A 22641-nucleotide genomic window follows, 5' to 3' on the forward strand; every position below is an offset into this window, starting at 1 on the left:
CCCTTCATTCCCCCGGTGGTGGCCCCGTTCCGCGGCCGTCTTGACCTTAACGGCTACTCGGGCAGCCGGAGTTCCAGGTCCTTGCGGGGTGCGACGCCCGTGCGGGTGACGGCGTCCAGCAGGCTCGCGACCGGGCCGCGGCCGGGCAGTTGCGCCTCGGGGTCGAGGTCGTGCCAGGGGGCCAGGACGAAGGCGCGTTCGTGGGCCCGGGGGTGGGGGAGGGTGAGCTGCGGGTCGTCGGAGACGACGTCGGCGTAGGACACGATGTCGACGTCCAGGGTGCGGGGGCCCCAGTGCTCGTCCCGGACGCGGTGGAAGGCCTCCTCGACCGCGTGTGCGCGCTCCAGGAGCGAGGAGGGCGGGAGGGTGGTCTTCAGGACGACGACCGCGTTGAAGTAGGCGGGCTGGCTGCCGGGGTCCACGCCCCAGGGCTCGGTCTCGTAGACCGGGGAGACGGCCTTGATGCGCAGGCCGGGGGTGTCCTCGAGCGCGTCGACGGCTCCCTGGAGGGTCTCCAGGCGGTTGCCGAGGTTGGACCCGAGGGCGACCACGGCCCATTTCGGATTGCTCAGCGTGGTGTCGGCGGCGTCGACCTTGTCGACGACGGAGGCGGGTACCGGCTGTACGGTCGGGTCGCTGGGACCCTTGAGGAAGGGTGCAGTCATACTCGGCTCCGGGTGATGGTGACGGTCACGTCGTCGAAGGGGACGGTGATCGGGGCGTCCGGCTTGTGGACGCGTACCTCGACCTCCTCGACCCCTTCGTGCTTCAGACATACCTGGGCTATCCGCTCGGCGAGCGTCTCGATGAGGTTGACGGGCTCGCCCTCGACGACGGCCACGACCTCCTCGGCCACGATGCCGTAGTGAACGGTCTTCGCCAGGTCGTCGTCGGCCGCCGCCGGCCGGGTGTCCAGGCCGAGGACGAGGTCCACGACGAAGGTCTGGCCCTCCTCGCGTTCCTCGGGGAACACACCGTGGTGCCCACGGGCCTTCAGGCCGCGCAGCGCGACACGATCCACGCGAATCACTCCTGCAATCGTCGGTCACGGCCGGTCCGTGCCGTGTGCGGGCGGCACACCGGCCTCAGTCGAATCTACCTGCGAGCCCGGGCGGGGCCGGGCAACGGGGGTGGGCGCCCGGACCGGGCCGGGCAACGGGGGTGGGCGCCCGGACCGGGCCGGGCAGGATTCATCCAGCGTTTCCCCTGGCGAACCCGGCGGCTCATGGGTTGGTAGCCGCCCATACCCGGGGGTCCGTGATTCCAACCACGTCGCCGTCCCGCGTCCGGCCGCGTCCGGCCCTTGTGAGGCGCCTACCCACTCAGGAGGGGGTCTCTTCGCCCTCGTCCTCGTCGGTTTCGGCCAGAACGGGGGAAGCGTGGTGCGACCAGAGTTTCCACCCCTGGGGCGTGCGCCGGAACACGTTGGTGGCGACCACGAGCTGGCCGACGAGCGGGCCGAGCTCCTCGTCGCCCTCGGGGGCGGGGCCGCCGCTGAGGATGTTCTCCGTGCAGTTCACCAGGGCGGTGTCGCCGGTGACCGAGACGTGTACGTCGGTCAGGAAGAACTGGATGTAGTCGGTGTTGGCCATGATCAGGGCGTACGACCGGAGGACCTCGCCGCGGCCGGTGAGCACGGGCCAGCCGGGGTGCACGCAGGAGACCACTCCGGTGTCGGCGGGGTCGTGGTACGACTCGTCGACGCCCAGGTCGGAGGGGGTCAGCCAGAGCGACGCCAGTTCCTCGAAGTCGCCGCGTTCCAGTGCCTCGTAGAAGGCGGTGTTGGCGGCCTCGACCTGTTCGACGTCGGTGTGCGGGGCGCTCACCGGGCTCCTTCCGCGCCGGTGTCCGTCGTACGCGCCCCTTCGATGGCGTGGGCGACCCGTACCGCGTCGGCCGTGGCGCGTACCTCGTGCACGCGTACGGCCCAGGCGCCGGCGTGTGCCGCGAGCGCGGAGACGGCGGCGGTGGCCGCGTCGCGTTCGCGTGCGGGCGGGGGCGGGCCGTCGGGGCCGGCCAGGACCCGGCCGAGGAAGCGCTTGCGGGAGGCGGCGACGAGCAGCGGGTGGCCGAGGCGCAGGACCCGGTCGAGGCCCGCGAGGAGCGCGAGGTCGTGCTCGGCGTCCTTGGAGAAGCCGAGCCCGGGGTCGACGACGACGCGGTCGGGGGCGATGCCGCCGGCCAGGACGGCCTCCACGCGCGCGTGGAGTTCGTCCACGACCTCGCGGACGACGTCGGCGTACTCGCCCGTGACGTTGCCGCCCTGGAGGAAGCCGCGCCAGTGCATGACGACGAAGGGGGCGCCGGCGTCGGCGACGGCCGGGATCATGCGGGGGTCGGCGAGCCCGCCGCTGACGTCGTTGACGAGGGCGGCGCCCGCCGCGAGGGCCCGTTCGGCGACGGAGGCGCGCATGGTGTCGACGGAGACGGTGACGCCCTCGGAGGCGAGGCCGCGGACGACGGGGATGACGCGGCGCAGTTCCTCGGCCTCGTCCACCCGGGCGGCGTTGGGGCGGGTCGACTCGCCGCCGACGTCGACCAGGTCCGCGCCCTCGGTGACCAGGTCGAGGCCGTGTTTGACGGCGGTCGTGGTGTCGAAGAAGCGGCCGCCGTCGGAGAAGGAGTCGGGGGTGACGTTCACGACTCCCATGACCGCGCAGCGGTCCCATTCCGGTAGGCCCGCCACGCGCCCGCGTCCGCTCTGGTTGCTCATATGTTCAGCGTAGGCCCCGGCGGGGGCCGTCAGGCGCTGCGGCCCAAGTGACGGCCCTGTGCGGGGGCTCGGTCATGCCGCCCGGACGTTGCGTTCCGTCGTCGTGCCGTGGGCGCAGGGGCGGCGGCCCGCCGGGCCCCGGCGGCGCAGGAAGCGCGGCAGGGGCAGGGCGAGGTTGACGAAGCCCTCGGCCTGCATGGCGGCGAATCCGATGCGGGGCAGGTCGGCGGAGGCGCCGTAGACGACGAAGCGGGGCTCCCAGCGCGGCCGGAACTTGGCGTTGAACTTGTACAGGGACTCGATCTGGAACCAGCGGGAGAGGAAGACGAGCAGTCCGCGCCAGGCGCGCAGCACCGGGCCGGCGCCGATCTTCTCGCCGCGTGCCAGGGCCGCGCGGAACATGGCGAAGTTGAGGGAGACACGCTCGATGCCGAACCTGGGGGCGGCCTGGAGGGCGGCCACGATGAGCAGTTCGTTCATGCCGGGGTCGGCGGAGCGGTCGCGGCGCATGAGGTCCAGGGAGGCGCCGTCGGTGCCCCAGGGCACGAAGTGCAGGATCGCCTTCAGGTCGCCGTATTCGCCCGGGTGGTCGTCCTGTTTGTGGGCGGTGGCGATGAGGCAGTCGCCGTCGGCCAGGTCGCCGATCCGGCCCAGGGCCATGGAGAAGCCGCGCTCGGTGTCGGTGCCGCGCCAGTCGTCGGCGGCGCGGCGGATGCGCTCCAGCTCGGCCTCGCCGAGGTCACGGACACGTCGTACCCGGGTTTCGTAACCGGCGCGCTCGATGCGCTTGACCATCTGGCGCACGTTGCGCATCGCGCGGCCGGCGAGTGAGAAATCCTTGACGTCCACCACCGCCTCGTCACCCAGTTCGAGGGCGTCGAGCCCGGTCTCGCGGGTCCACACCTCGCCGCCGGTCTCGGAGCAGCCCATGACGGCGGGGGTCCAGGAGTGGGCCTTGGCCTCGTCCATGAACTGTTCGATGGCGCCGGGCCAGGCCTCGACGTCGCCGATCGGGTCGCCGCTGGCGAGCATCACGCCGGAGACCACGCGGTAGGTCACGGCGGCCTTGCCGCTGGGGGAGAAGACGACGGCCTTGTCGCGGCGGAGCGCGAAGTGGCCGAGGGAGTCGCGGTGGCCGTGCCGCTCCAGCAGGGCGCGCAGCCGGGCCTCGTCCTCCCCGGTGAGCCGGGCGGCCGGGTGTTCGGGGCGGAAGGCCAGGTAGATGGTGGTGACGGCGGTGAGCAGGCCGAGGGCACCGAGCGAGACGGCCACGGTCCAGGAGGTGTTGCCCTGGTAGTCGACGGGCCCCTCGAAGCCGAAGAGGCCGTAGATGACGTGGGTGATGCGGTCGGCCAGGCTCGGGTCGCCGATGATGCGCTCGGAGTGGACGCTGACGATGAGCAGGCCGAGCATCAGCGAACCGGCGCTCATGAGCACGAAGTTGGCGAGCGCCCGCCAGCGGCTGCGCGGGTCGGGCAGGGCGTCGAACTGGTCGCGGTGGCGCAGCAGCGGTGCCAGCAGGGCCAGGGAGATGAGTACGCCCACGAGCGAGTGCCGGTACGTGAACTGCGCGACGGCACCGGCGGGCAGCAGGGCGACGGCGGCCCGCCAGGCCCGGCGCTTGCCGCGCTTGAGGCCGTGGGCGAGCAGCAGCAACAGCACGCCGGTGCTGAGCGAAAGGGCGGCCGCGAAGGGGCCGAGCGCGCCGGGCAGGACCTCGGCGATGGCGTGCATGCGGCTGTGGCGGAAGCGCGGGAACACGCCCGCGGCGATGTCCAGGACACCCACGAGGGCGCACGCTCTGCCGACCAGGACGGGGACGGCCTCGGGGCGCGGTCCGCGCAGCACGCGGCGCACCCGGTTCACCCGGCCCGTGGGAGCCGCGTCGCCTCTGCGACTCGGAACCTCGACCGACATTTCCTCATCTGTCCTGACAGACATCGCATCCCGTAGTTCTGCGAGAGACCTTGGATCCGGTACCGATTCGGGCATCCGGCGACATTGCGCCCTCTAGGACGGTGTCTCGTGGGGAGAGGTTCACTCCCCACGTCAAAGCCGTTTCAAAGGCCAAGGAAAGTCCGGGACAAGCCCTCGCGAAGGTGTGGTCGCGGGGGCTGCCGGACGGAGAGCGCGGACAGGTAACCAACCCATGGGTCTCACGAGCAACAACGTGCTGCTGCTGGCGGCGCTGTCGGCCGTGCTGCTGTTCGCCGGCACGGTCTGGCTGTGGCCACGGCTGGCCCGGCGCGGCTGGCGGGCGGTGGGCGGGCGCGTCGGCCTGCTGCTGGCCACGCAGTTGGCGCTGTTCGCGGCGGTGGGCCTCGCCGCCAACCAGGCCTTCGGGTTCTACGCGAGCTGGGCGGACCTGTTCGGGCAGGAGAAGGACCAGGGTGTGGTCGTCGACCACGCGCGGGGCGACGGCCCGCTGGAGGTGGTCGCCTCGCGGCGGGTGCCGGGGGCGGGCGGCGCGCGGCCCCAGGCCGGCGGCCGGGTCCAGGAGGTCGCCATCGTGGGCCGGACGACCCGCATCGCCACCCCCGCCTACGTCTATCTGCCGCCGGAGTACTTCCAGCCGCGGTACCGCACCCGTTCGTTCCCCGCGGCCGTCGTGCTGACCGGTTACCCGGGCACGGCGTCGGCGCTGGTGGAGAAGCTCCATTACCCGCGTACGGCACTGGAACTGGCCCGGGCGGGCCGGATGCGGCCGACGATCCTCGTGATGCTGCGGCCGACGGTGGCGCCGCCCCGGGACACGGAGTGCGTGGACATCCCGGGCGGACCGCAGACCGAGTCGTTCTTCGCGAGGGATCTGCCCGACGCGCTGCGTTCGCACTTCAGGGTGGCCGAAAAGCCGGGCCGGCTGGGCATCATCGGCAACTCCACGGGCGGCTACTGCGCGTTGAAGATCGCCATGCACCATCCCGATGTGTACGCCGCGGGGGCCGGTCTCTCCGCGTACTACAAGGCGCCGATCGACGCCACGACAGGTGATCTCTTCCAGGGCGACAAGGAGCTGCGGAATCGCGCCGACCTGTGGTGGTACCTGAAGCACAGGCCCGCTCCCGACACTTCGCTGCTGGTCACCAGCAGCAAGGAGGGCGAGTCCAACTACAAGGACACGCTGCGGTTCATCGAGCGGGTGAAGAACACCGGGCGGACGCGGATCTCGTCGATCGTCCTGGAAAGCGGAGGGCACAACTTCAACACCTGGCGGCGCGAGATTCCGGCCACGCTGGAGTGGATCAGCGGGCGGTTGGGCGACCGTTCGCGCACCGTTGGGAATGATCTTGAGAATTGATTGAAGGGCAGATTCCGCTCCGTGTCGAGTTCTGATGCGGTGTGAACACTTCGGTATGGCTTTGTTTTGCGGGGTGGCTCACCATGATTCGCCTACGCGCGGTAAGTTTCTGGCCATGTCACGTGGACGACACCGCCATTCCCCGCCCCTGCACAGGCTGCTCCCCCCGTCGGCGATCGCGGGCGTCTCCCTCGTCTGCGCCCTGGGGCCCTGGGTGTTCACGGAGCCGATGGCGCTCCGCGGTCTGGCGGCTGCCGCCGCGATGACGGCGGTCGTCGGCGCGGTCGTGCTGCGCCGCTGGGACAGCCAGGCGGGCAAGCGCGTCGCCGACCTCACGCGCGGGCGCGCGAGCGACGAGTGGCGCTTCGAGGAGCGCGTCGCCGAACTGGAGGGCGACCTCGAGGAGTCCCGCGAGCTGCGCGTGAAGCTCGAGCAGCGGCTGCGCGCCAAGCGCACGGAACTGGCCGGGTTGCGCAACGAACACGCCGCGCTGCTGCGCCGGTACGCCACGTCCGAGACCGAGCGCGCGAGCGTCCTGGAGGACCGCCGGGTGCTGGAGATCGAGGCGACGGTTCCGGTGCGGGCCGCGCTGCCCGCGGGGGCGGCGAAGACGGCGGACGCTTCGGCGGAGGCGGACGAGGCACCCGCCGCGGCGGTCGAGGACCTGACCGTCGAGGAGGAGCCGGCGGTTCCGGCCGTCTTCTCGCCGGAGGGCTCCCGGCTCTTCCTGCGTGCGGCGGCCGCGCTCGCCCGGTTCGACGGCGACGCGGCCCCGGACCCGGACGGCGGCCCGGACGGCGATGGCGACGGCGCCCCGGAGGACGACGAGGACGAGCCCGCGCAGGAGGGGACGGACGAACAGCCGGACCTGCGGGAGCCGTCGCACACGGACGAGCCGCAGGGCCGGTCCGAGGCGGTGGACGGGCACGAGCACGCGACCGCCGACACCGCGGGCCGGGCCGACACGTCGACCAGGGCCGAGACCGGGGCCGGGGCCGGGGCCGGGGTCGGGGTCGGGGTCGGGGCCGGGTCGGGGGCCGGGGGGCTTTCGCAGTCCGCCGCTCCCAGCCGCCACTACACCGTGCCGCCCGCCGTGGCCGTGGCCGTCGCCCCGCAGGCGCCGGTGCGGCGTCCGCGGACCGAGGGCGGGTTCGACTTCTTCGGTACAAAGCAGGAGACGTCGCGCGCCGCCCTGGAGGCCGTGCAGAACGAGGACCTGGCGGATGTCGTCGGCCAGGAGGCCCTCGCCCTGCACAAGGCCGAGGCCGAGGCCCGGTACAAGCCCGCGGACGCGGAGTCGCGCGGGATCGGCCAGGTCATCGACCTGACCGCGCACGACGAGACGGAACAGATCGACGTGCAGGGGCTGCGCAGCGCGGTTTCCTGACCCCGCCTTTCGGTTTCGGCGGCCTCTCGGTCCCGGCCGGTCACGCCACCCAGCGGTCCGGCAGCGCGTCCCCGCGCCCGGTCCGGGACCGCTCCGCCTGCCGGGCCAGCAACTCGCGCGCCTCGTCCGCGTCCCGCAGCCGCGCCCGCACCACCTTGTTCGCGCCGGTGTCCACACACACGTCGGCCACGCCCCGGGCCCGCTCCCAGGGCCCCTGTGTCATCCGTACGCTCTGCACCTTGGCGTGCGGCACCAGCGCCAGACTCCGTGCCAGCAGCCCGGAGCGCGCCGCGAACACCGCGTCGGTGACGGCGAGTCCGTACCCCCGCCACCACACCGGCACGCACCACCGGGCGCGGCGCGGCGACGGCGACAGGGCCGCGCTCTCCGGCACGGTCACCCCGGGCAGCACCAGCGCGACGACGGCCTCCGCGAGTTCGCGCGGGGCGACCGGCACCAGCACGGAGTTGGACGAGCCCGCCACGTCGAGCTCCACGCGCACCCAGCCGCGCCGCCGCCACAGCAGCGGCTCCACGATCCGCACGGTCTGCACCCGGCCCGGCGGCACCGTCTCGTGGGCCCGGTCCAGCAGGCCGTGGTCGATGCGCAGCCCGTCGGGCGACTCGCCCACCGTCCAGTCGTACTCGGCGACGAACCGCCCCACACTGCTCGCGCCCGCCGCGCCCAGCAGCGGCAGGGCGACCGCGAGAACTGTCCACAGGCTGTGGGTGACCAGCCACAGCACCGGCGGTACGACGAGCGCCGCGGCCAGCGACCCCCAGGTCGCGCCCGTCAACACCAGTGACACGGCGAGCACACCGGGCGGTACCCGCAGCAGCTGCCGGGACGGCGCCTCACCGACCTCGTGCGCGGTCTCGGGCGCGAAACCGGCCGCCCGCGCGAGCAGTTCGGCCCGCAGGGTCCGTGCCTCGTCCGCGCCCAGGAAGGCCAGTTCGTCCTTCTTGTCGGTCCCTATGACGTCGAGTTTCAGCTTGGCGACGCCCGCGACCCGGGCGAGCAGCGGCTGCGTGATGTCGATGGCCTGGATGCGTTCCAGCCGGATGTGCGCGGTGCGCCGGAACACCAGGCCGGTGCGGATGCGCAGTTCGGTGTCGGTCACCGCGAAGTGCGTGAACCACCAGGAGCAGAAGCCGTAGAGGGCCGCGGCCGGGACGATCACGGCGAGGCCGATCAGCAGCGTGGTCGTCGTCAGCCGGGCCAGATGGCGCTGCGCCCCGTCGGGGTCGTGCACGGCCCAGCCGATAACCACAGCGACCGGCGCCCAGGCCCGCCGCAGCGGCGTGAAGGGATGCAGCCGCCGCTCGGCCAGGGCGCGGGCGGGGTCGGCGGGGTCGGGGGTCTTGACGGGCTTGACGGACGCGGCGGTCCCGGCGCTCCGGGTGGTCTCGGTGGCCCTGGTGCTGCCGGTGGCTCCGGTGGTCTCGGTGGTCTCGGTCACCCCGGTGGTCCCGGCGGTCTCGCTGGCCCCGATTGCCCCGGTGGTCTCGGTGGCCCTGGTGCTGCCGGTGGTCTCGGTGGCTCCGGTGCTCCCGGCGGTCTCGCTGGCCCCGATTGCCCCGGTAGGCCCAGCGCTCTCGGTGGCTCCGGTGGTCCCGGTCGCCCCTGCGGCCCTGGTGTTCCCGGTGGTCTTGGCCGCCGCGGTGGTCCCGGTGGTCTCGGTGGTTCCGGTGTTCCCGGAGGTCTCGGTCGCCCCTGCGGCCCTGGTGTTCCCGGCCGCCCCGGCGCTCCCGGTGGCCTCGGCGGTCCCGGTGCCCCCGGTGGTGCCCCCGTCGGCCCCACCGGCCCTGCCGGCCCCACCGGCCCTGCCGGCCCCACCGGCCTCGGTGCCCCCGCCCGTCTCGGCTCTCTCGGGCGTCGTCACAGTCCCGCCGATCGGGCCTCGCCCAGCTCGGTGAGCCGGTCGCGCAGTCGTTCCGCTTCGGCCGGGTCCAGGCCGGGGATGGTCGCGTCGGTGGCAGCGGCGGCCGTGTGCAGTTGCACGCTGGCCAGCCCGAAGTGCCGCTCGACGGGCCCGGAGGTGACCTCGACGAGCTGCATCCGCCCGTACGGCACGACCGTCTCCTCACGCCACAGCACGCCCCGGCTGATCAGCAGGTCGTCGGCGCGCTCGGCGTACCGCCAGGAACGCCAGTTGCGGTCGATCATCACCCAGCCCCAGGCCATCAGCGCCAGCGGCAGCACCGCGAAGACGGCCCAGGCGGGCCCGGCCAGCAGGCCCGGCAGCAACCCGGCGGCCAGGGCGATCAGCCCCAGCCACACCACCAGCAGCAACCGCCGCATCTTCAGCAGCCCGGGCGGCAACGCGATCCACACCGGCCCGTCCCCGACCGCCCCCGCCGGCTCCGCCTCCCGCGCACTCCCCGTATCCATGAGGCCAGCGTACGTAGGAGAGACTGTGTCCATGACTCCTACGACGGAGACCATGGTCGGAATCGGCGGCGCCGCGGAGAGCACCGACATGGTGCTCAACATCGGCCCCCAGCATCCCTCCACGCACGGAGTGCTGCGGCTGAAGCTGGTCCTGGACGGAGAGCGCATCCAGCACGCGGAGCCGGTGATCGGCTATATGCACCGCGGCGCCGAGAAGCTGTTCGAGGCGCGCGACTACCGCCAGATCATCATGCTGGCCAACCGCCACGACTGGCTGTCGGCGTTCTCCAACGAGCTGGGCGTGGTCCTCGCCGTGGAGCGGATGCTCGGCATGGAGGTCCCCGAGCGCGCCGTGTGGCTGCGCACGCTGCTCGCCGAGCTGAACCGGGTGCTCAACCACCTGATGTTCCTCGGCTCGTACCCGCTGGAACTCGGCGGGATCACCCCGATCTTCTACGCCTTCCGGGAGCGCGAGGAACTCCAGCACGTCATGGAGGAGGTCTCCGGCGGGCGGATGCACTACATGTTCAACCGCGTCGGCGGCCTCAAGGAGGACCTGCCGGCCGGGTGGACCACGCGCGCGCGTGCCGCCGTCGCGGACGTGCGCTCGCGGATGGACCGGTTCGACGACCTGGTGCTCGGCAACGAGATCTTCCGGGGCCGCACCCGGGGCGTCGGCAGGCTCACGCCCGAGGCCGTGCACGCGTACGGGGTCAGCGGGCCGATCGGGCGCGGCTCGGGCGTCGACTTCGACCTGCGCCGGGACGAGCCGTACCTGGCCTACGGCGAACTGGGCGACGTCCTGAAGGTGGTGACCCGGCAGGAGGGCGACTGCCTGGCCCGCTTCGAGTGCCTCCTGGAGCAGACGCACAACGCGCTCGACCTGGCCGACGCCTGCCTCGACCGGCTCGCGGAGCTGCCGCCCGGGCCGGTCAACCAGCGGCTCCCGAAGGTCCTGAAGGCACCCGAGGGCCACACCTACGCCTGGACCGAGAACCCCCTCGGCATCAACGGCTACTACCTGGTCAGCAAGGGCGAGAAGACCCCGTACCGGCTGAAGCTGCGCTCGGCCTCGTACAACAACATCCAGGTGCTGACGGAGCTGCTGCCGGGGACGCTGGTCGCGGACATGGTGGCGATCCTGGGGTCGATGTTCTTCGTGGTCGGGGACATCGACAAGTAGGCCCTCACGGCCCTCACGGCCCTCACGGCCCTCACGGCCCTCACGGCCCTCACGGCCCTCACGGCCCCGAGAGCGGGTCAGGAATCCCGACCGGCTGCACCAGCCAACCGAAGTCGCCGAGACCGCCCGTCGCCGTCAGCTCGGCCGCCTCCCCGGCGCTCGCCAGGGCGCGGACATAGGCGGCGGGGTCGGTGGACGCGAGCGTGAGCGGGGGGCGTGCGCCGGTCATGCCCAGGGCGTGCAGCGCCTCACGCTGGGGGAGGAGCCGCCCGCCGGGCAGCGCGCACGCGTCGAGCGCGACATGGGCGGTGATGTCGCAGGAGCCGTCCGGTACGGCGGTCGTCTCGCGGCCCTCCCGGAACCCCGTGAGCGTCCCGAAGGGCGGCCGGGTGTCCGCCGTGTGCGCGTAGTCCACGGCGACGGCGAGCCCCCGGTCGAGCGTGGCGGCCGCCGAGGCCCAGGCCTCGTCCCTGGTCACGCCGATCTCGGCCCGCAGCCCCGGCTCGCCGGACAGCGGCCACCACCGCCGCAGCCACCGCGCGTGCTCCCCGTCGACCGGCTCCCCGAGCCGCTCGCTCCCGTCCTCCCGGACCAGCACCAGCCGCGCCGTGCCCGCGGAGTCCACCTCCGCGACCTCCACCGGCACGTTGTCCAGCCACTCGTTGGCGAACAACAGCCCCCTCGTCCCTTCCGGGGGCGCGGCCAGCCACTCGATCCGGTGATCGAGCCCGGCGGGCCTCCCGGCGAGCTCGACGGCGTACGCGCGCGTGCGGGCCGCCACCTCGGCCGGGAGCGCGGCGAGCACCCCGCCGGCCAGCTCGCCCCGCCCGGCCGCCATGTCGACGAAGTCCAGCACCGCGGGCCGCCCCAGCGCCTCGTCGACCCGGCACAGCAGCCGCGCCACGGCCCCCGCGAACAGCGATGACGCGTGCACGGACGTACGGAAGTGCCCGGCCGGCCCCTCCTCCCGCCGGTAGAAGCCGGCCGGCCCGTACAACGCCTCGTCCGCCGCCGCTCGCCAACCGCGCCACTCGTGCAACTCGGGCCTCGTACCTGGTGTCACCGGGTCAGGGTAAGCGCACACAACGAACGCAACTCCACCTTGCGGAGTACACGCGACCGGTGCGGATCGGTCCTCCGGTTGACCCCTGCACCTATCGCGCTTCCCTACGCTGGGTTACGTGCAGCGCCTCTATGACTTCCTCCGCAGGCACCCGATGTGGGTCGACGGCTCCTGGGCCGTGGTCCTCCTCGGGATCTCCGTGGTCGGCGGAGCGGCGAACGGATACGGTTCACCGGCCGTCGCCCTTCCGCTCACCCTGCTGCTGTGCCTGGTGGTCGCGCTGCGCCGCCGCCTGCCGGAGAAGATGCTGCTGCTCGCGGCCGCGGTCGGGGTGGCCCAGCTGATCACCGACGTGGAGCGGGGTCCCGCCGACTTCGCCCTGCTGGTGATCGTCTACACGGTCGCCGCGGAGGGCGCGCGCTGGGCCTCCCGCTTCGCGCTGGGCGCCGGTCTGTGCGCGGCCCCCGTGTCCCAGCTGCGCTGGCCGAGCGACGCGACGAACGTCGCGGGCAACATCGCCCTGACGGTCTTCATGGCCGTGCCCTTCGCGCTCGCCTGGGTGCTGGGCGACTCCATCCGCACCCGCCGCGCCTACTTCGCGCAGCTGGAGGAGCGGGCCGCCCGCCTGGAGAGGGAGCGCGAGGCCCAGTCCAAGGTCGCCGTCGCCGCCGAACGCGCCCGGATCGCACGCGAGTTGCACGACGTCGTCGCGCACAACGTCTCCGTGATGGTGGTTCAGGCCGACGGCGCCGCCTACGTCCTCGACGCCGCTCCCGACCAGGCGAAGAAGGCGCTGGAGACCATCTCCTCCACCGGCCGCCAGGCCCTCGCCGAGATGCGCCGCCTGCTCGGCGTGCTGCGCACCGGAGAGCACCAGGAGGCCGGCGAGTACGTGCCGCAGCCCGACGTCCAGCAGATCGAGGACCTCGTCGAGCAGTGCCGTACCTCCGGACTGCCCGTCGACTTCAAGGTCGAGGGCACCCCCCGGCCGCTGCCCAGCGGCGTCGAGCTCACGGCGTACCGCATCGTGCAGGAGGCGCTCACCAACACCCGTAAGCACGGCGGGCCCAACGCGGGCGCGAGCGTGCGGCTGGTGTACTTCGACGACGGCCTCGGCCTGCTCGTCGAGGACGACGGCAAGGGCGCCCCGCACGAGCTGTACGAGGAGGGCGGTCTCGACGGCCAGGGCCACGGCCTCATCGGCATGCGCGAGCGGATCGGCATGGTCGGCGGCACCCTGGACGCCGGACCGCGCCCGGGCGGAGGATTCCGCATCAGTGCGCTGCTGCCGCTCAAACCCGCCTGACGCGGTCACACACCCCGCGCTGACACCTGTAACGCTCCCACCACAAAAGAGACTTGGAAGAGGCCCCGATGACGATCCGCGTGATGCTCGTCGACGACCAGGTGCTGCTGCGCACCGGGTTCCGGATGGTGCTCGCCGCCCAGCCGGACATGGAGGTCGTGGCGGAGGCGGGCGACGGGGTCGAGGCCCTCCAGGTGCTGCGGTCGACCGAGGTCGACGTGGTGCTGATGGACGTCCGCATGCCGAAGCTCGACGGGGTGGAGACGACCCGCCGGGTCTGCGCCGACACCGACCCGCCGAAGGTGCTCATCCTGACCACCTTCGACCTCGACGAATACGCCTTCTCCGGGCTGAAGGCGGGCGCCTCCGGCTTCATGCTCAAGGATGTGCCGCCCGGTGAGCTGCTCGCCGCGATCCGCGCCGTGCACAGCGGGGACGCGGTCGTCGCGCCCTCCACCACCCGACGGCTCCTGGACCGCTTCGCACCGATGCTGCCGGGCACCGCGAAGCAGCCCCAGCACGAGCAGCTGGAGCGGCTCACCGGCCGCGAGCGCGAGGTCATGGTGCTGGTCGCACAGGGCCTGTCCAACGGCGAGATCGCGGCCCGGCTCGTGCTGTCCGAGGCGACCGTGAAGACGCATGTGGGCCGCATCCTGACCAAGCTGGGCCTCAGGGACCGGGTGCAGGTCGTGGTGCTGGCCTACGAGACCGGGCTGGTACGGGCCGGCGGGCACGGCTGAGCCGGGCGGCGACCGGGGGCGACCGGGCGGCTCCCGTCGGCCGTCCGAGGCTCCCCTCCTATCTGAGGATCCCCTCCAGGAACTCGCTGCCGAGCCGGGCCACCACCGTCACGTCCAGCTGGTGCAGGACGTAGCGCCCGCGGCGGCGGGTGGTGAGCAGGCCCGCCTTCTTCAGCACGGCCAGGTGCCGGGATATCTCCGGGGCCGTCATGCCGTGCGCCTGCGCCAGCTCGCCCGTGGTGTACGCGCTGCGGGCCAGATTGCGGCAGATCCGCATCCGCACGGGGTGGGACAGCGCGGTCATGCGCAGGGCCAGCTGTTCGAGATTGGGCGGGGCGGCGAGCTCGGGGGAGCCGACCGGGTAGTGCAGCACCGGCTGCCAGCCGTACCGGTGCAGGACCATCAGATGCGGCCAGCCCAGGCTCGTCGGGACGAGCAGCAGGCCGCCGTCACCGGTGGACGTGCCGTCGTCGTCGCCCAGTTTGTCGACCGTGATCCGGGCGGCCGCCTCGTCGAGCGTGATCGCCGGGGACACCGCGGCCAGCGCCTCGGTCATGCCCTTGCGCCGGAAGAGGTCCGTCTTCAGCCGCGCGTCCGCCGCGAGCTGATGGCGCAACCGGGACCAGGCCTCCGCGAAGAACGCCTCGTCGCAGTCCTGGAGGAACTGCCGCAGCCAGGCCCGGATCGAGGGCGGGTCGTCCAGCAGCCGCCGGCTGAACCGCATTTGCTGGGGCCCGCGCGCGGCGGCCAGGTCCAGGGCCCGGCGGCGCACCTCGGGGTCGGACAGCGCGGTGGGCCCGCACGAGCCGTACCCGAGGGCACAGGTGAACTCCAGTGCCGCGTCCACGAACTGCTCGTCCGACAGCTTGTCGAGCAGGTCCAGCTCCTCGGCGAGCGTGCCGCCCGGGAGGGTGCCGCCGCCCGGGACGCCGGCGAAGGGCATGAACAGGTCCGAGAACGTCGACCGCCACAGGAAGTCGGCCTCGCACATCCGGTCGGCCAGATGCGGGTCGAGCCGCGCGGTCACGCCCGTCACCCAGCCCTGGAGACCCGGATGGTGCCCCGGCTCGGACAGCGCGTGCAGCGCCATGCCGAGTTCGGCCAGAGGGGAGGGCACGACGGCGATCTCCTCCGGCCGCAGCCCCGCGATGTCGATGTGCACGCTCATGCCTTCATGGTGCACCCCGCCACTGACAACGCCCCCGTCGATTGACGGGCCTCGTCAATCGACGCGACGTCGCCCCCGGCGCGGGAGCAGGGTGGGAGCACCGGGGCAGCCGCGGAGCCTTCGGACCTCCATCACCCCGTCCAGCCAAGGCGATTCACCATGAGCATCACGCAGCAGCACCTCCTCGACGTCCACCGCGCCCGGCAGCTCGGCGAGCCCGCCCCGCCCGCGCCCGGCACGCACGACCTGCGGGTCGTACGGGAGTGGCGCGACGAACGACGGTTCCGCGCGGTCCTGGCCGGGCGCCCGGTCGGCGGCCGGCAGCGGATCCGGCACGCCCTGGGCCGGTGGCTGCACCCCCGCCGCCGCTTCACCGGCTGACCACACCGCCCGCCCGCCCGCCGCCCGCCCGACCGCTCCTGCCGCCCGACCGCTCCTGCCGCCCGTCGGCCGACTGTCCCCTCCGGCCGCACGCCGCCGACCGACCGCCACCGCGCGAGGCCGGCGGCCTGCTGCCCGTTTCCGGCTACCTGCCGCCCTCCCCGGGCAACCGGGCGACGAAGTCGGCGACCGCCGCCTTCACGTCCTCGGCGGCCCACTCCAGCCCGGCGGACCGCACGAACACCTCCGTGCGGGCCAGGCCCGGACCGCCCCGGCTCCAGGCGGCGGCGAACAGGAAGACGCCCGTCTCCTCGGCCGTCCGGACCGACGCCTCCATGAGGACGTCCGCCTCGTACGGCAGCCAGACCTGGAAGTCGTGGGTGTGCGGTACCTCCGGATACACCCGCGCCCACGGCACCCCGGCCGCCGCGAACCCCTCGCGCAGGGCGGCGGCCACCACGCGCGCGTGGGCGACGTACTCCGGCAGCCGGGGCAGCTCCCGCTCCAGACCGGCCAGCGCCGACAGGGCGGTGGGGAACTGCTGGAAGACCTGGCCGCCGTACCGGTGCCGCCAGGTCTTCGCCTCCTCCACCAGCTCCTTCGGGCCGGCGAGCGCCGCGCCGCCGAACGCCTCGAGGGACTTGTAGAACGACACGTAGACGCTGTCCGCCAGGCCCGCGATCTCCTCCAGGGACCGGCCGAGGTGGACGGTGGACTCCCACAGCCGGGCCCCGTCGAAGTGCACCACCGCGTCCCGCTCCCGCGCGGCCTCCACCACCTCCGTGAGCTCCTCCCAGGACGGCAGCACGAAACCGGCGTCCCTGAGGGGGAGTTCCAGCATCAGCGCCCCGAAGGGCTCCTCGAAGTCGCGCACCTCGGCGGCGGTGGGCAGCCGCGGCTCGTCCGTCACGCGTACCGGGCGCAGGCCGCCGACCTCGCTGAGCGCGTTCCGCTCGTGCACCTCGGGATGGCTGAGCGCGTGCAGGGCGACGGTCGGGTCGCCGGTGCGGCCCGCCCAGCAGCGCAGGGCCACCTGCTGGGCCATCGTGCCCGTCGGGAAGAACGCGGCGGCCTGGGTGCCGAGCAGCCCGGCGACCTTCGCCTCCAGCGCCTCGACGACCCCGTCGCCGTACACGTCGGACAGCTCGTCCAGGTCGTGGACGCCCTCCGCCGCGTCCAGCTCCGCCAGGCGCTCCCGGAGCGTCTTGTGGAAGCCGAAGCGCGCGAACACCCGCCGTGCGCTGCGATGGGCGGCCAGCCGCCGCTCCCGGAGCCCCGTCAGCCGCTCCCCGCCCTGCTGTTCCGTCGTCTCAGTCATGCCCCGGATCCTGCCTCGCGAGCGTGCGGACGGGCACCCGCATTTCCCGCCCTCCCTGTGGATGGCTTTCCACACACCTGTGGACGACCGAACACCCCTCGAACCGATCGCGTTAACATGACGAGAAATCGTCCGGTACCCGGAGCGGACTGGAACGGGAAGGCCGCCGTCGAGTGAACACAACCCCACAGCCAGAGCCCAAGGACCGCCCCGCGCGGCTCACCGTCGGCGTCGTCGGCGCCGGCCGCGTGGGACCCGCACTGGCCGCGGCCCTGCAGCTCGCCGGGCACCGCCCGGTCGCCGTCTCCGCGGTCTCCGACACCTCCCGGCGCCGTGCCGCGCAGCTGCTGCCCGACGTGCCCGTGCTGCCGCCCGCCGAGGTCCTCCAGCGGTCCGACCTGGTCCTGCTGACCGTTCCGGACGACGCCCTGCCCGACCTGGTCGCCGGACTCGCCGACACGGGGTCCGTACGGCCGGGACAGCTGCTCGTCCACACCTCCGGGCGCTACGGCGCCCGGGTGCTCGACCCCGCCCTGCGCGCGGGCGCCCTGCCGCTGGCCCTGCACCCCGCGATGACCTTCACCGGCACGCCCGTGGACGTCCAGCGGCTGGCCGGCTGCTCCTTCGGCGTCACCGCGCCCGAGGAACTGCGCCTCGCCGCCGAGGCCCTCGTCATCGAGATGGGCGGCGAGCCGGAGTGGATCGCCGAGGCGAACCGGCCGCTCTACCACGCGGCGCTCGCCCTGGGCGCCAACCACCTGGTCACCCTGGTCGCCCAGTCCCTGGAGCTGCTGCGCGCGGCCGGGGTCGCCGCCCCCGACCGGATGCTCGGCCCGCTGCTCGGCGCGGCCCTGGACAACGCCCTGCGCTCCGGCGACGCGGCCCTCACCGGCCCGGTCGCGCGGGGCGACGCGGGCACGGTCGCCGCCCATGTCACCGAGCTGCGCCGGCACGCCCCGGGGACCGTCGCCGGCTATCTGGCGATGGCCCGCGCGACCGCCGACCGGGCCCTGGCCCACGGCCTGCTGAAGCCGGAGCTCGCCGAGGACCTCCTCGGGGTACTCGCCGACGCGAGCGACGGCACCGACGGCACCGACGGCACCGACGGCACCGACGGCACCGAAGGGGACGCCCGATGACCACCACCCTGCTGAGCACCGCCGGGGAACTGCACGCACGCGTGCGGGCGGGCCGCCGCGCCGTGGTGATGACCATGGGCGCCCTGCACGAGGGCCACGCCACCCTGATCCGCACCGCGCGCGGCATCGCGGGCCGGGACGGCGAGGTCGTCGTCACCGTCTTCGTCAACCCGCTGCAGTTCGGTCGGGGCGAGGACCTCGACCGCTATCCGCGCACCCTGGACGCCGACCTCAAGCTCGCCGGGGAGTCCGGCGCGGACGTCGTGTTCGCCCCCGCCGTGGACGAGGTGTACCCCGGGGGCGAGCCCCAGGTCCGCGTCACCGCTGGCCCCATGGGCGAGCGCCTGGAGGGCTCCGCCCGCCCGGGCCACTTCGACGGCATGCTCACGGTCGTCGCCAAGCTGCTGCACCTGACCCGCCCCGACGTCGCCCTGTACGGCCAGAAGGACGCCCAGCAGCTCGCCCTGATCCGCCGCATGGTCCGGGACCTGAACTTCGGCGTGGAGATCGTCGGCGTCCCCACCGTCCGGGAGGACGACGGCCTGGCCCTGTCCAGCCGCAACCGCTACCTCTCGCCCGCCGAGCGGCGCACCGCCCTCGCGCTGTCCAGCGCGCTGTTCGCGGGCCAGGACCGGCATGCCGCGCAGGAGGCGCTGCGGGCCCGGGCCCGTGAGGTGCCCGCCACGCGCGCGCGTGCCGAGGCGCTCAGCGCCATCGGCGAGTCCCGTGCGGCGGCCGACGCGCACGCCGTGGCGACGGCTGTCCCGGGCGGCCCGGCGGCCGTCCGCGCGGCCGCCCGGCAGGTCCTCGACGAGGCCGCCCGCCTCGACCCGCCACTGGCCCTGGACTACCTCGCCCTGGTCGACCCGTCCGACTTCACCGAGATCGGACACGACTTCACCGGCGAGGCGGTCCTCGCCGTGGCCGCCCGGGTCGGGGCGACCCGCCTGATCGACAATCTCCCCCTCACCTTCGGAACCTTCGGAGCCGCCTCGTGACCAGCACAGGCATACGACTGCACGCGCCGGCGCCCGGCTGGTCCATCGCCGCCGACGTGGTCGTCGTCGGCTCCGGTGTCGCCGGTCTGACGGCGGCCCTGCGCTGCCAGGCCGCGGGCCTCAGGACCGTCGTCGTCACCAAGGCCCGCCTCGACGACGGCTCCACCCGCTGGGCCCAGGGCGGCATCGCCGCGGCCCTCGGCGAGGGCGACACCCCCGAGCAGCACCTCGACGACACCCTGGTCGCGGGCGCGGGCCTGTGCGACGAGGAAGCCGTCCGCATCCTCGTCACCGAGGGGCCCGACGCCGTACGCCGTCTCATCGAGACCGGCGCCCGGTTCGACGAGTCCACCGAGGGCGGCCTCGAACTCACCCGCGAGGGCGGCCATCACCGCCGCCGCATCGCCCACGCGGGCGGTGACGCCACCGGCGCCGAGATCTCCCGCGCCCTGGTCGACGCGGTACGCGCGCGTGGCGTGCGCACGGTCGAGAACGCGCTCGTCCTGGACCTCCTCACGGACGCCGAGGGCCACACCGCCGGCGTCACCCTGCACGTCATGGGGGAGGGCCAGCACGACGGCGTGGGCGCGGTCCACGCACCCGCCGTGGTCCTGGCGACCGGCGGCATGGGCCAGGTCTTCTCCGCGACCACCAACCCGTCCGTCTCGACGGGCGACGGCGTGGCCCTGGCGCTCCGCGCGGGCGCCGAGGTGAGCGACCTGGAGTTCGTCCAGTTCCACCCGACCGTCCTCTTCCTGGGCGCCGACGCGGAGGGCCAGCAGCCCCTGGTCTCCGAGGCGGTGCGCGGAGAGGGCGCGCACCTGGTCGACGCCGACGGCGTGCGCTTCATGGCCGGGCAGCACGAACTGGCCGAACTCGCCCCGCGCGACATCGTCGCCAAGGGCATCACGCGCCGCATGCAGGAGCAGGACGCCGAGCACATGTTCCTCGACGCCCGGCACTTCGGCGCCGAGATGTGGGAGCACCGCTTCCCGACGATCCTCGCCGCCTGCCGCGCCCACGGCATCGACCCGGTCACCGGCCCCATCCCGGTCGCCCCGGCCGCCCACTACGCCTCCGGCGGCGTGCGCACCGACTCCCGGGGCCGTACGACCGTCCCCGGCCTGTACGCGTGCGGCGAGGTGGCCTGCACCGGCGTGCACGGCGCCAACCGCCTGGCCTCCAACTCCCTCCTCGAAGGCCTGGTCTACGCCGAGCGCATCGCCGCCGACATCACGGCGAGCCACGCGGAGAACGGCCTCCTCACGCGCGTGCCCCGGCCGCTCCCGTACCCGGAGACCCCCGAGCACCCCCTGCTCACCGCGGAGGCCCGCTTCACGATCCAGCGGATCATGACCGACGGCGCGGGCGTGCTCCGCTCGGCCGGATCCCTGGCCGAGGCCGCCGACCAACTCCAGCGGCTGCACACCGACGCCCGCGACGCCCTCGCCGAGCACGGCAAGACCGCCGAGCCCGGCGTCGACACCTGGGAGGCCACCAACCTCCTGTGCGTGGCCCGCGTCCTGGTCGCCGCCGCCCGGCTCCGCGAGGAGACCCGGGGCTGCCACTGGCGCGAGGACCGCCCCGAGCGCGACGACACCGCCTGGCGCCGCCACATCGTCGTACGCCTGAATCCGGACCGCTCGCTGGCCGTGCACACCACGGACACCACACACTTCCCTACGACCCTCCCGCCCCAGGCCCCCCAGGAGCAGTGACCGACGTGACCACCCCCGACCTTCCCCTCGCCTCGTCCGGAGGCTGCGGCGACGGCTGTGCCTGCGGCGCGGACGAGGAGGCGTACCTGGAGTGCGGCCTGGACCCCGCGCTCGCCCAGCTCCTGGCCGACGCGGGCCTCGACCCCGTCGAGGTCGAGGACATCGCCAACGTGGCGATCCAGGAGGACCTGGCAGGCGGCGTGGACGTCACGACCGTCGCGACCATCCCCGAGGAAGCGGTGGCCACCGCCGACTTCACCGCACGCGAGGCGGGCACGGTGGCCGGCCTGCGCATCGCTGAAGCGGTCATCTCGGTCGTCTGCGAGGAGGAACTCGAGATCGAGCGCCACGCGGAGGACGGCGACAAGGTCGAGGCGGGCCAGAAGCTCCTCTCGGTCACCACCCGCACCCGCGACCTCCTCACGGCCGAACGCAGCGCGCTGAACATCCTGTGCCGCCTGTCGGGCATCGCCACGGCCACGCGCGCGTGGGCGGACACGCTCGACGGCACCAAGGCCAAGGTCCGCGACACCCGCAAGACGACCCCCGGCCTGCGCAGCCTCGAGAAGTACGCGGTCCGTTGCGGCGGCGGCGTCAACCACCGCATGTCGCTCTCGGACGCGGCCCTGGTCAAGGACAACCACGTGGTCGCCGCGGGCGGCGTCGCCCAGGCCTTCCAGGCGGTCCGCGACCGCTTCCCCGACGTCCCCATCGAGGTCGAGGTCGACACCCTGCACCAGCTCCGCGAGGTCCTGGACGCCGGCGCCGACCTGATCCTGCTGGACAACTTCACGCCGGGCGAGTGCGAGGAGGCGGTGGCCCTCGTCCAGGGCCGCGCCGCCCTGGAGGCGTCGGGCCGCCTGACCCTCGACAACGCCAAGGCGTACGCGGACACCGGCGTCGACTACCTGGCCGTCGGAGCGCTCACCCACTCCTCGCCGATCCTGGACATCGGCCTCGACCTGCGGCCGGCGGAGTAGGGCGGATACGGGCCATGCTGCTGACGATCGACGTAGGAAACACCCACACCGTCCTGGGCCTGTTCGACGGCGAGGACATCGTCGAACACTGGCGCATCTCCACGGACGCGCGCCGCACCGCCGACGAACTGGCGGTCCTCCTCCAGGGCCTGATGGGCATGCACCCGCTCCTCGGCGACGAACTGGGCGACGGCATCGACGGCATCGCCATCTGCGCGACCGTCCCCTCGGTCCTGCACGAACTCCGCGAGGTGACCCGCCGCTACTACGGCGACGTGCCCGCCATCCTCGTCGAACCGGGCGTCAAGACGGGCGTCCCGATCCTCATGGACAACCCCAAGGAGGTCGGCGCCGACCGCATCATCAACGCGGTCGCGGCGGTCGAGCTCTACGGCGGTCCCGCCATCGTCGTCGACTTCGGCACGGCGACGACGTTCGACGCGATCAGCGCGCGCGGCGAGTACGTCGGCGGGGTCATCTCACCCGGCATCGAGATCTCCGTCGAGGCCCTCGGCGTCCGCGGCGCCCAGCTCCGCAAGATCGAGGTGGCCCGGCCCCGCAGCGTCATCGGCAAGAACACGGTCGAGGCGATGCAGTCGGGCGTCATCTACGGCTTCGCCGGCCAGGTCGACGGCGTCGTCAACCGCATGGCGCGCGAGCTGTCGGAGGACCCGGAGGACGTCACCGTGATCGCGACGGGCGGCCTCGCGCCGATGGTCCTGGGCGAGTCGTCGGTCATCGACGAACACGAGCCGTGGCTGACCCTGATCGGCTTGCGGCTGGTGTACGAGCGGAACGTGTCGCGTATGTGAGCGGGCACCCGGCGCCAGACGCGACGCGCACCCGAGTGGTCCTCCA

General features: G+C 73.5%; 21 protein-coding genes. 11 read left to right on the forward strand and 10 right to left on the reverse strand.

The window, feature by feature from the left end:
* Positions 1–53: 53 nt before the first annotated feature.
* The 5 genes from folK to ACZ6I3_RS26000 form a co-directional block, all read right to left on the reverse strand.
* Complete coding sequence (gene folK / locus ACZ6I3_RS25980; protein ID WP_469417763.1) at positions 54–665, reverse strand: 2-amino-4-hydroxy-6-hydroxymethyldihydropteridine diphosphokinase; 612 nt, start codon at positions 663–665, stop codon at positions 54–56.
* Positions 662–1021, reverse strand: a complete 360-nt coding sequence (gene folB, locus ACZ6I3_RS25985) for a dihydroneopterin aldolase (RefSeq protein ID WP_432963987.1) — start codon at positions 1019–1021, stop codon at positions 662–664. Before folB ends, folK begins: the two co-directional genes overlap by 4 nt.
* Positions 1022–1322: 301 nt before the next feature.
* On the reverse strand, positions 1323–1826 hold the full coding sequence (locus ACZ6I3_RS25990; RefSeq protein ID WP_382592465.1) for a nuclear transport factor 2 family protein: 504 nt from the start codon (positions 1824–1826) through the stop codon (positions 1323–1325).
* Positions 1823–2713, reverse strand: a complete 891-nt coding sequence (gene folP / locus ACZ6I3_RS25995) for a dihydropteroate synthase (protein WP_469417766.1) — start codon at positions 2711–2713, stop codon at positions 1823–1825. Before folP ends, ACZ6I3_RS25990 begins: the two co-directional genes overlap by 4 nt.
* Positions 2714–2785: 72 nt before the next feature.
* Positions 2786–4630 (reverse strand): phosphatidylglycerol lysyltransferase domain-containing protein, encoded by a 1845-nt coding sequence (locus tag ACZ6I3_RS26000; protein WP_469417768.1) that lies wholly within the window; start codon positions 4628–4630, stop codon positions 2786–2788.
* A gap of 232 nt (positions 4631–4862) precedes the next feature.
* On the opposite strand from ACZ6I3_RS26000, the gene ACZ6I3_RS26005 reads away from it, so the two are divergent.
* Both ACZ6I3_RS26005 and ACZ6I3_RS26010 read left to right on the forward strand, forming a co-directional pair.
* Positions 4863–6011, forward strand: coding sequence for an alpha/beta hydrolase (locus ACZ6I3_RS26005; RefSeq protein ID WP_469417769.1), 1149 nt, complete (start codon positions 4863–4865; stop codon positions 6009–6011).
* A gap of 115 nt (positions 6012–6126) precedes the next feature.
* Complete coding sequence (locus ACZ6I3_RS26010; protein WP_469417770.1) at positions 6127–7398, forward strand: hypothetical protein; 1272 nt, start codon at positions 6127–6129, stop codon at positions 7396–7398.
* Positions 7399–7438: 40 nt separating this feature from the next.
* Here ACZ6I3_RS26010 and ACZ6I3_RS26015 read toward each other — a convergent pair whose 3' ends face one another.
* Both ACZ6I3_RS26015 and ACZ6I3_RS26020 read right to left on the reverse strand, forming a co-directional pair.
* A complete protein-coding gene (locus ACZ6I3_RS26015) occupies positions 7439–8728 on the reverse strand; it encodes a PH domain-containing protein (protein ID WP_469417847.1) in 1290 nt (429 codons plus the stop codon).
* A 548-nt stretch (positions 8729–9276) separates the two neighbouring features.
* Positions 9277–9789: a PH domain-containing protein gene (locus ACZ6I3_RS26020; RefSeq protein WP_469417772.1), complete on the reverse strand. Its 513-nt coding sequence runs from the start codon at positions 9787–9789 to the stop codon at positions 9277–9279.
* 31 nt (positions 9790–9820) lie between these two features.
* Between ACZ6I3_RS26020 and ACZ6I3_RS26025 the strand changes: the two genes are divergently transcribed.
* Entirely contained in the window at positions 9821–10972 is a 1152-nt protein-coding gene (locus ACZ6I3_RS26025) for an NADH-quinone oxidoreductase subunit D (protein ID WP_469417774.1), read from the forward strand.
* A 58-nt stretch (positions 10973–11030) separates the two neighbouring features.
* Here ACZ6I3_RS26025 and ACZ6I3_RS26030 read toward each other — a convergent pair whose 3' ends face one another.
* The gene (locus ACZ6I3_RS26030) at positions 11031–12035 is read right to left on the reverse strand and encodes an SAM-dependent methyltransferase (protein WP_469417776.1); all 1005 of its coding nucleotides are present in this window, start codon (positions 12033–12035) and stop codon (positions 11031–11033) included.
* Between the two features lie 118 nt (positions 12036–12153).
* On the opposite strand from ACZ6I3_RS26030, the gene ACZ6I3_RS26035 reads away from it, so the two are divergent.
* Together ACZ6I3_RS26035 and ACZ6I3_RS26040 are read left to right on the forward strand one after the other, a co-directional pair.
* On the forward strand, positions 12154–13341 hold the full coding sequence (locus ACZ6I3_RS26035) for a sensor histidine kinase (protein ID WP_469417777.1): 1188 nt from the start codon (positions 12154–12156) through the stop codon (positions 13339–13341).
* 68 nt (positions 13342–13409) lie between these two features.
* Positions 13410–14081 (forward strand): response regulator, encoded by a 672-nt coding sequence (locus ACZ6I3_RS26040; RefSeq protein ID WP_469417779.1) that lies wholly within the window; start codon positions 13410–13412, stop codon positions 14079–14081.
* Positions 14082–14139: 58 nt separating this feature from the next.
* Here the strand turns inward: ACZ6I3_RS26040 and ACZ6I3_RS26045 are convergent, their stop codons facing one another.
* Positions 14140–15249: a DUF5937 family protein gene (locus tag ACZ6I3_RS26045; protein ID WP_469417781.1), complete on the reverse strand. Its 1110-nt coding sequence runs from the start codon at positions 15247–15249 to the stop codon at positions 14140–14142.
* 159 nt (positions 15250–15408) lie between these two features.
* Here ACZ6I3_RS26045 and ACZ6I3_RS26050 point away from each other — a divergent pair, with 159 nt between their 5' ends.
* The gene (locus tag ACZ6I3_RS26050; protein WP_469417782.1) at positions 15409–15630 is read left to right on the forward strand and encodes a hypothetical protein; all 222 of its coding nucleotides are present in this window, start codon (positions 15409–15411) and stop codon (positions 15628–15630) included.
* A 145-nt stretch (positions 15631–15775) separates the two neighbouring features.
* On the opposite strand, the gene ACZ6I3_RS26055 is transcribed toward ACZ6I3_RS26050, so the two are convergent.
* Positions 15776–16948, reverse strand: a complete 1173-nt coding sequence (locus ACZ6I3_RS26055) for a threonine aldolase family protein (protein ID WP_469417784.1) — start codon at positions 16946–16948, stop codon at positions 15776–15778.
* Between the two features lie 173 nt (positions 16949–17121).
* Here ACZ6I3_RS26055 and ACZ6I3_RS26060 point away from each other — a divergent pair, with 173 nt between their 5' ends.
* From ACZ6I3_RS26060 to ACZ6I3_RS26080, 5 genes are read left to right on the forward strand one after another with little or no spacing between them, the layout of a single operon-like run.
* On the forward strand, positions 17122–18087 hold the full coding sequence (locus ACZ6I3_RS26060) for a Rossmann-like and DUF2520 domain-containing protein (RefSeq protein WP_469417785.1): 966 nt from the start codon (positions 17122–17124) through the stop codon (positions 18085–18087).
* Positions 18084–19085 carry a pantoate--beta-alanine ligase gene (gene panC / locus ACZ6I3_RS26065; RefSeq protein WP_469417787.1) on the forward strand — a complete coding sequence of 334 codons (1002 nt, stop codon included), beginning with the start codon at positions 18084–18086 and terminating at the stop codon, positions 19083–19085. The genes ACZ6I3_RS26060 and panC overlap by 4 nt, the downstream gene beginning before the upstream one ends.
* Positions 19082–20803 carry an L-aspartate oxidase gene (locus ACZ6I3_RS26070; protein WP_469417788.1) on the forward strand — a complete coding sequence of 574 codons (1722 nt, stop codon included), beginning with the start codon at positions 19082–19084 and terminating at the stop codon, positions 20801–20803. Before panC ends, ACZ6I3_RS26070 begins: the two co-directional genes overlap by 4 nt.
* A 5-nt stretch (positions 20804–20808) precedes the next feature.
* The gene (nadC, locus tag ACZ6I3_RS26075; protein ID WP_469417790.1) at positions 20809–21783 is read left to right on the forward strand and encodes a carboxylating nicotinate-nucleotide diphosphorylase; all 975 of its coding nucleotides are present in this window, start codon (positions 20809–20811) and stop codon (positions 21781–21783) included.
* Positions 21784–21797: 14 nt separating this feature from the next.
* The gene (locus tag ACZ6I3_RS26080) at positions 21798–22595 is read left to right on the forward strand and encodes a type III pantothenate kinase (protein ID WP_184594802.1); all 798 of its coding nucleotides are present in this window, start codon (positions 21798–21800) and stop codon (positions 22593–22595) included.
* Positions 22596–22641: the final 46 nt, after the last annotated feature.

The sequence above is a fragment of the Streptomyces sp. NPDC041940 genome, assembly GCF_055589465.1.

Bases quoted from the DNA above. Each gene is read 5' to 3' on its own strand.
- ACZ6I3_RS26040 (WP_469417779.1), top strand. From the start codon at position 13,410: ATGACGATCCGCGTGATGCTCGTCGACGACCAGGTGCTGCTGCGCACC.
- ACZ6I3_RS26050 (WP_469417782.1), top strand. From the start codon at position 15,409: ATGAGCATCACGCAGCAGCACCTCCTCGACGTCCACCGCGCCCGGCAG.
- ACZ6I3_RS26055 (WP_469417784.1), bottom strand. From the start codon at position 16,948: ATGACTGAGACGACGGAACAGCAGGGCGGGGAGCGGCTGACGGGGCTC.
- ACZ6I3_RS26010 (WP_469417770.1), top strand. From the start codon at position 6,127: ATGTCACGTGGACGACACCGCCATTCCCCGCCCCTGCACAGGCTGCTC.
- folP (WP_469417766.1), bottom strand. From the start codon at position 2,713: ATGAGCAACCAGAGCGGACGCGGGCGCGTGGCGGGCCTACCGGAATGG.
- ACZ6I3_RS26080 (WP_184594802.1), top strand. From the start codon at position 21,798: ATGCTGCTGACGATCGACGTAGGAAACACCCACACCGTCCTGGGCCTG.
- ACZ6I3_RS26020 (WP_469417772.1), bottom strand. From the start codon at position 9,789: ATGGATACGGGGAGTGCGCGGGAGGCGGAGCCGGCGGGGGCGGTCGGG.
- ACZ6I3_RS26045 (WP_469417781.1), bottom strand. From the start codon at position 15,249: ATGAGCGTGCACATCGACATCGCGGGGCTGCGGCCGGAGGAGATCGCC.
- ACZ6I3_RS26025 (WP_469417774.1), top strand. From the start codon at position 9,821: ATGACTCCTACGACGGAGACCATGGTCGGAATCGGCGGCGCCGCGGAG.
- ACZ6I3_RS26000 (WP_469417768.1), bottom strand. From the start codon at position 4,630: ATGTCGGTCGAGGTTCCGAGTCGCAGAGGCGACGCGGCTCCCACGGGC.
- ACZ6I3_RS26005 (WP_469417769.1), top strand. From the start codon at position 4,863: ATGGGTCTCACGAGCAACAACGTGCTGCTGCTGGCGGCGCTGTCGGCC.
- panC (WP_469417787.1), top strand. From the start codon at position 18,084: ATGACCACCACCCTGCTGAGCACCGCCGGGGAACTGCACGCACGCGTG.
- folK (WP_469417763.1), bottom strand. From the start codon at position 665: ATGACTGCACCCTTCCTCAAGGGTCCCAGCGACCCGACCGTACAGCCG.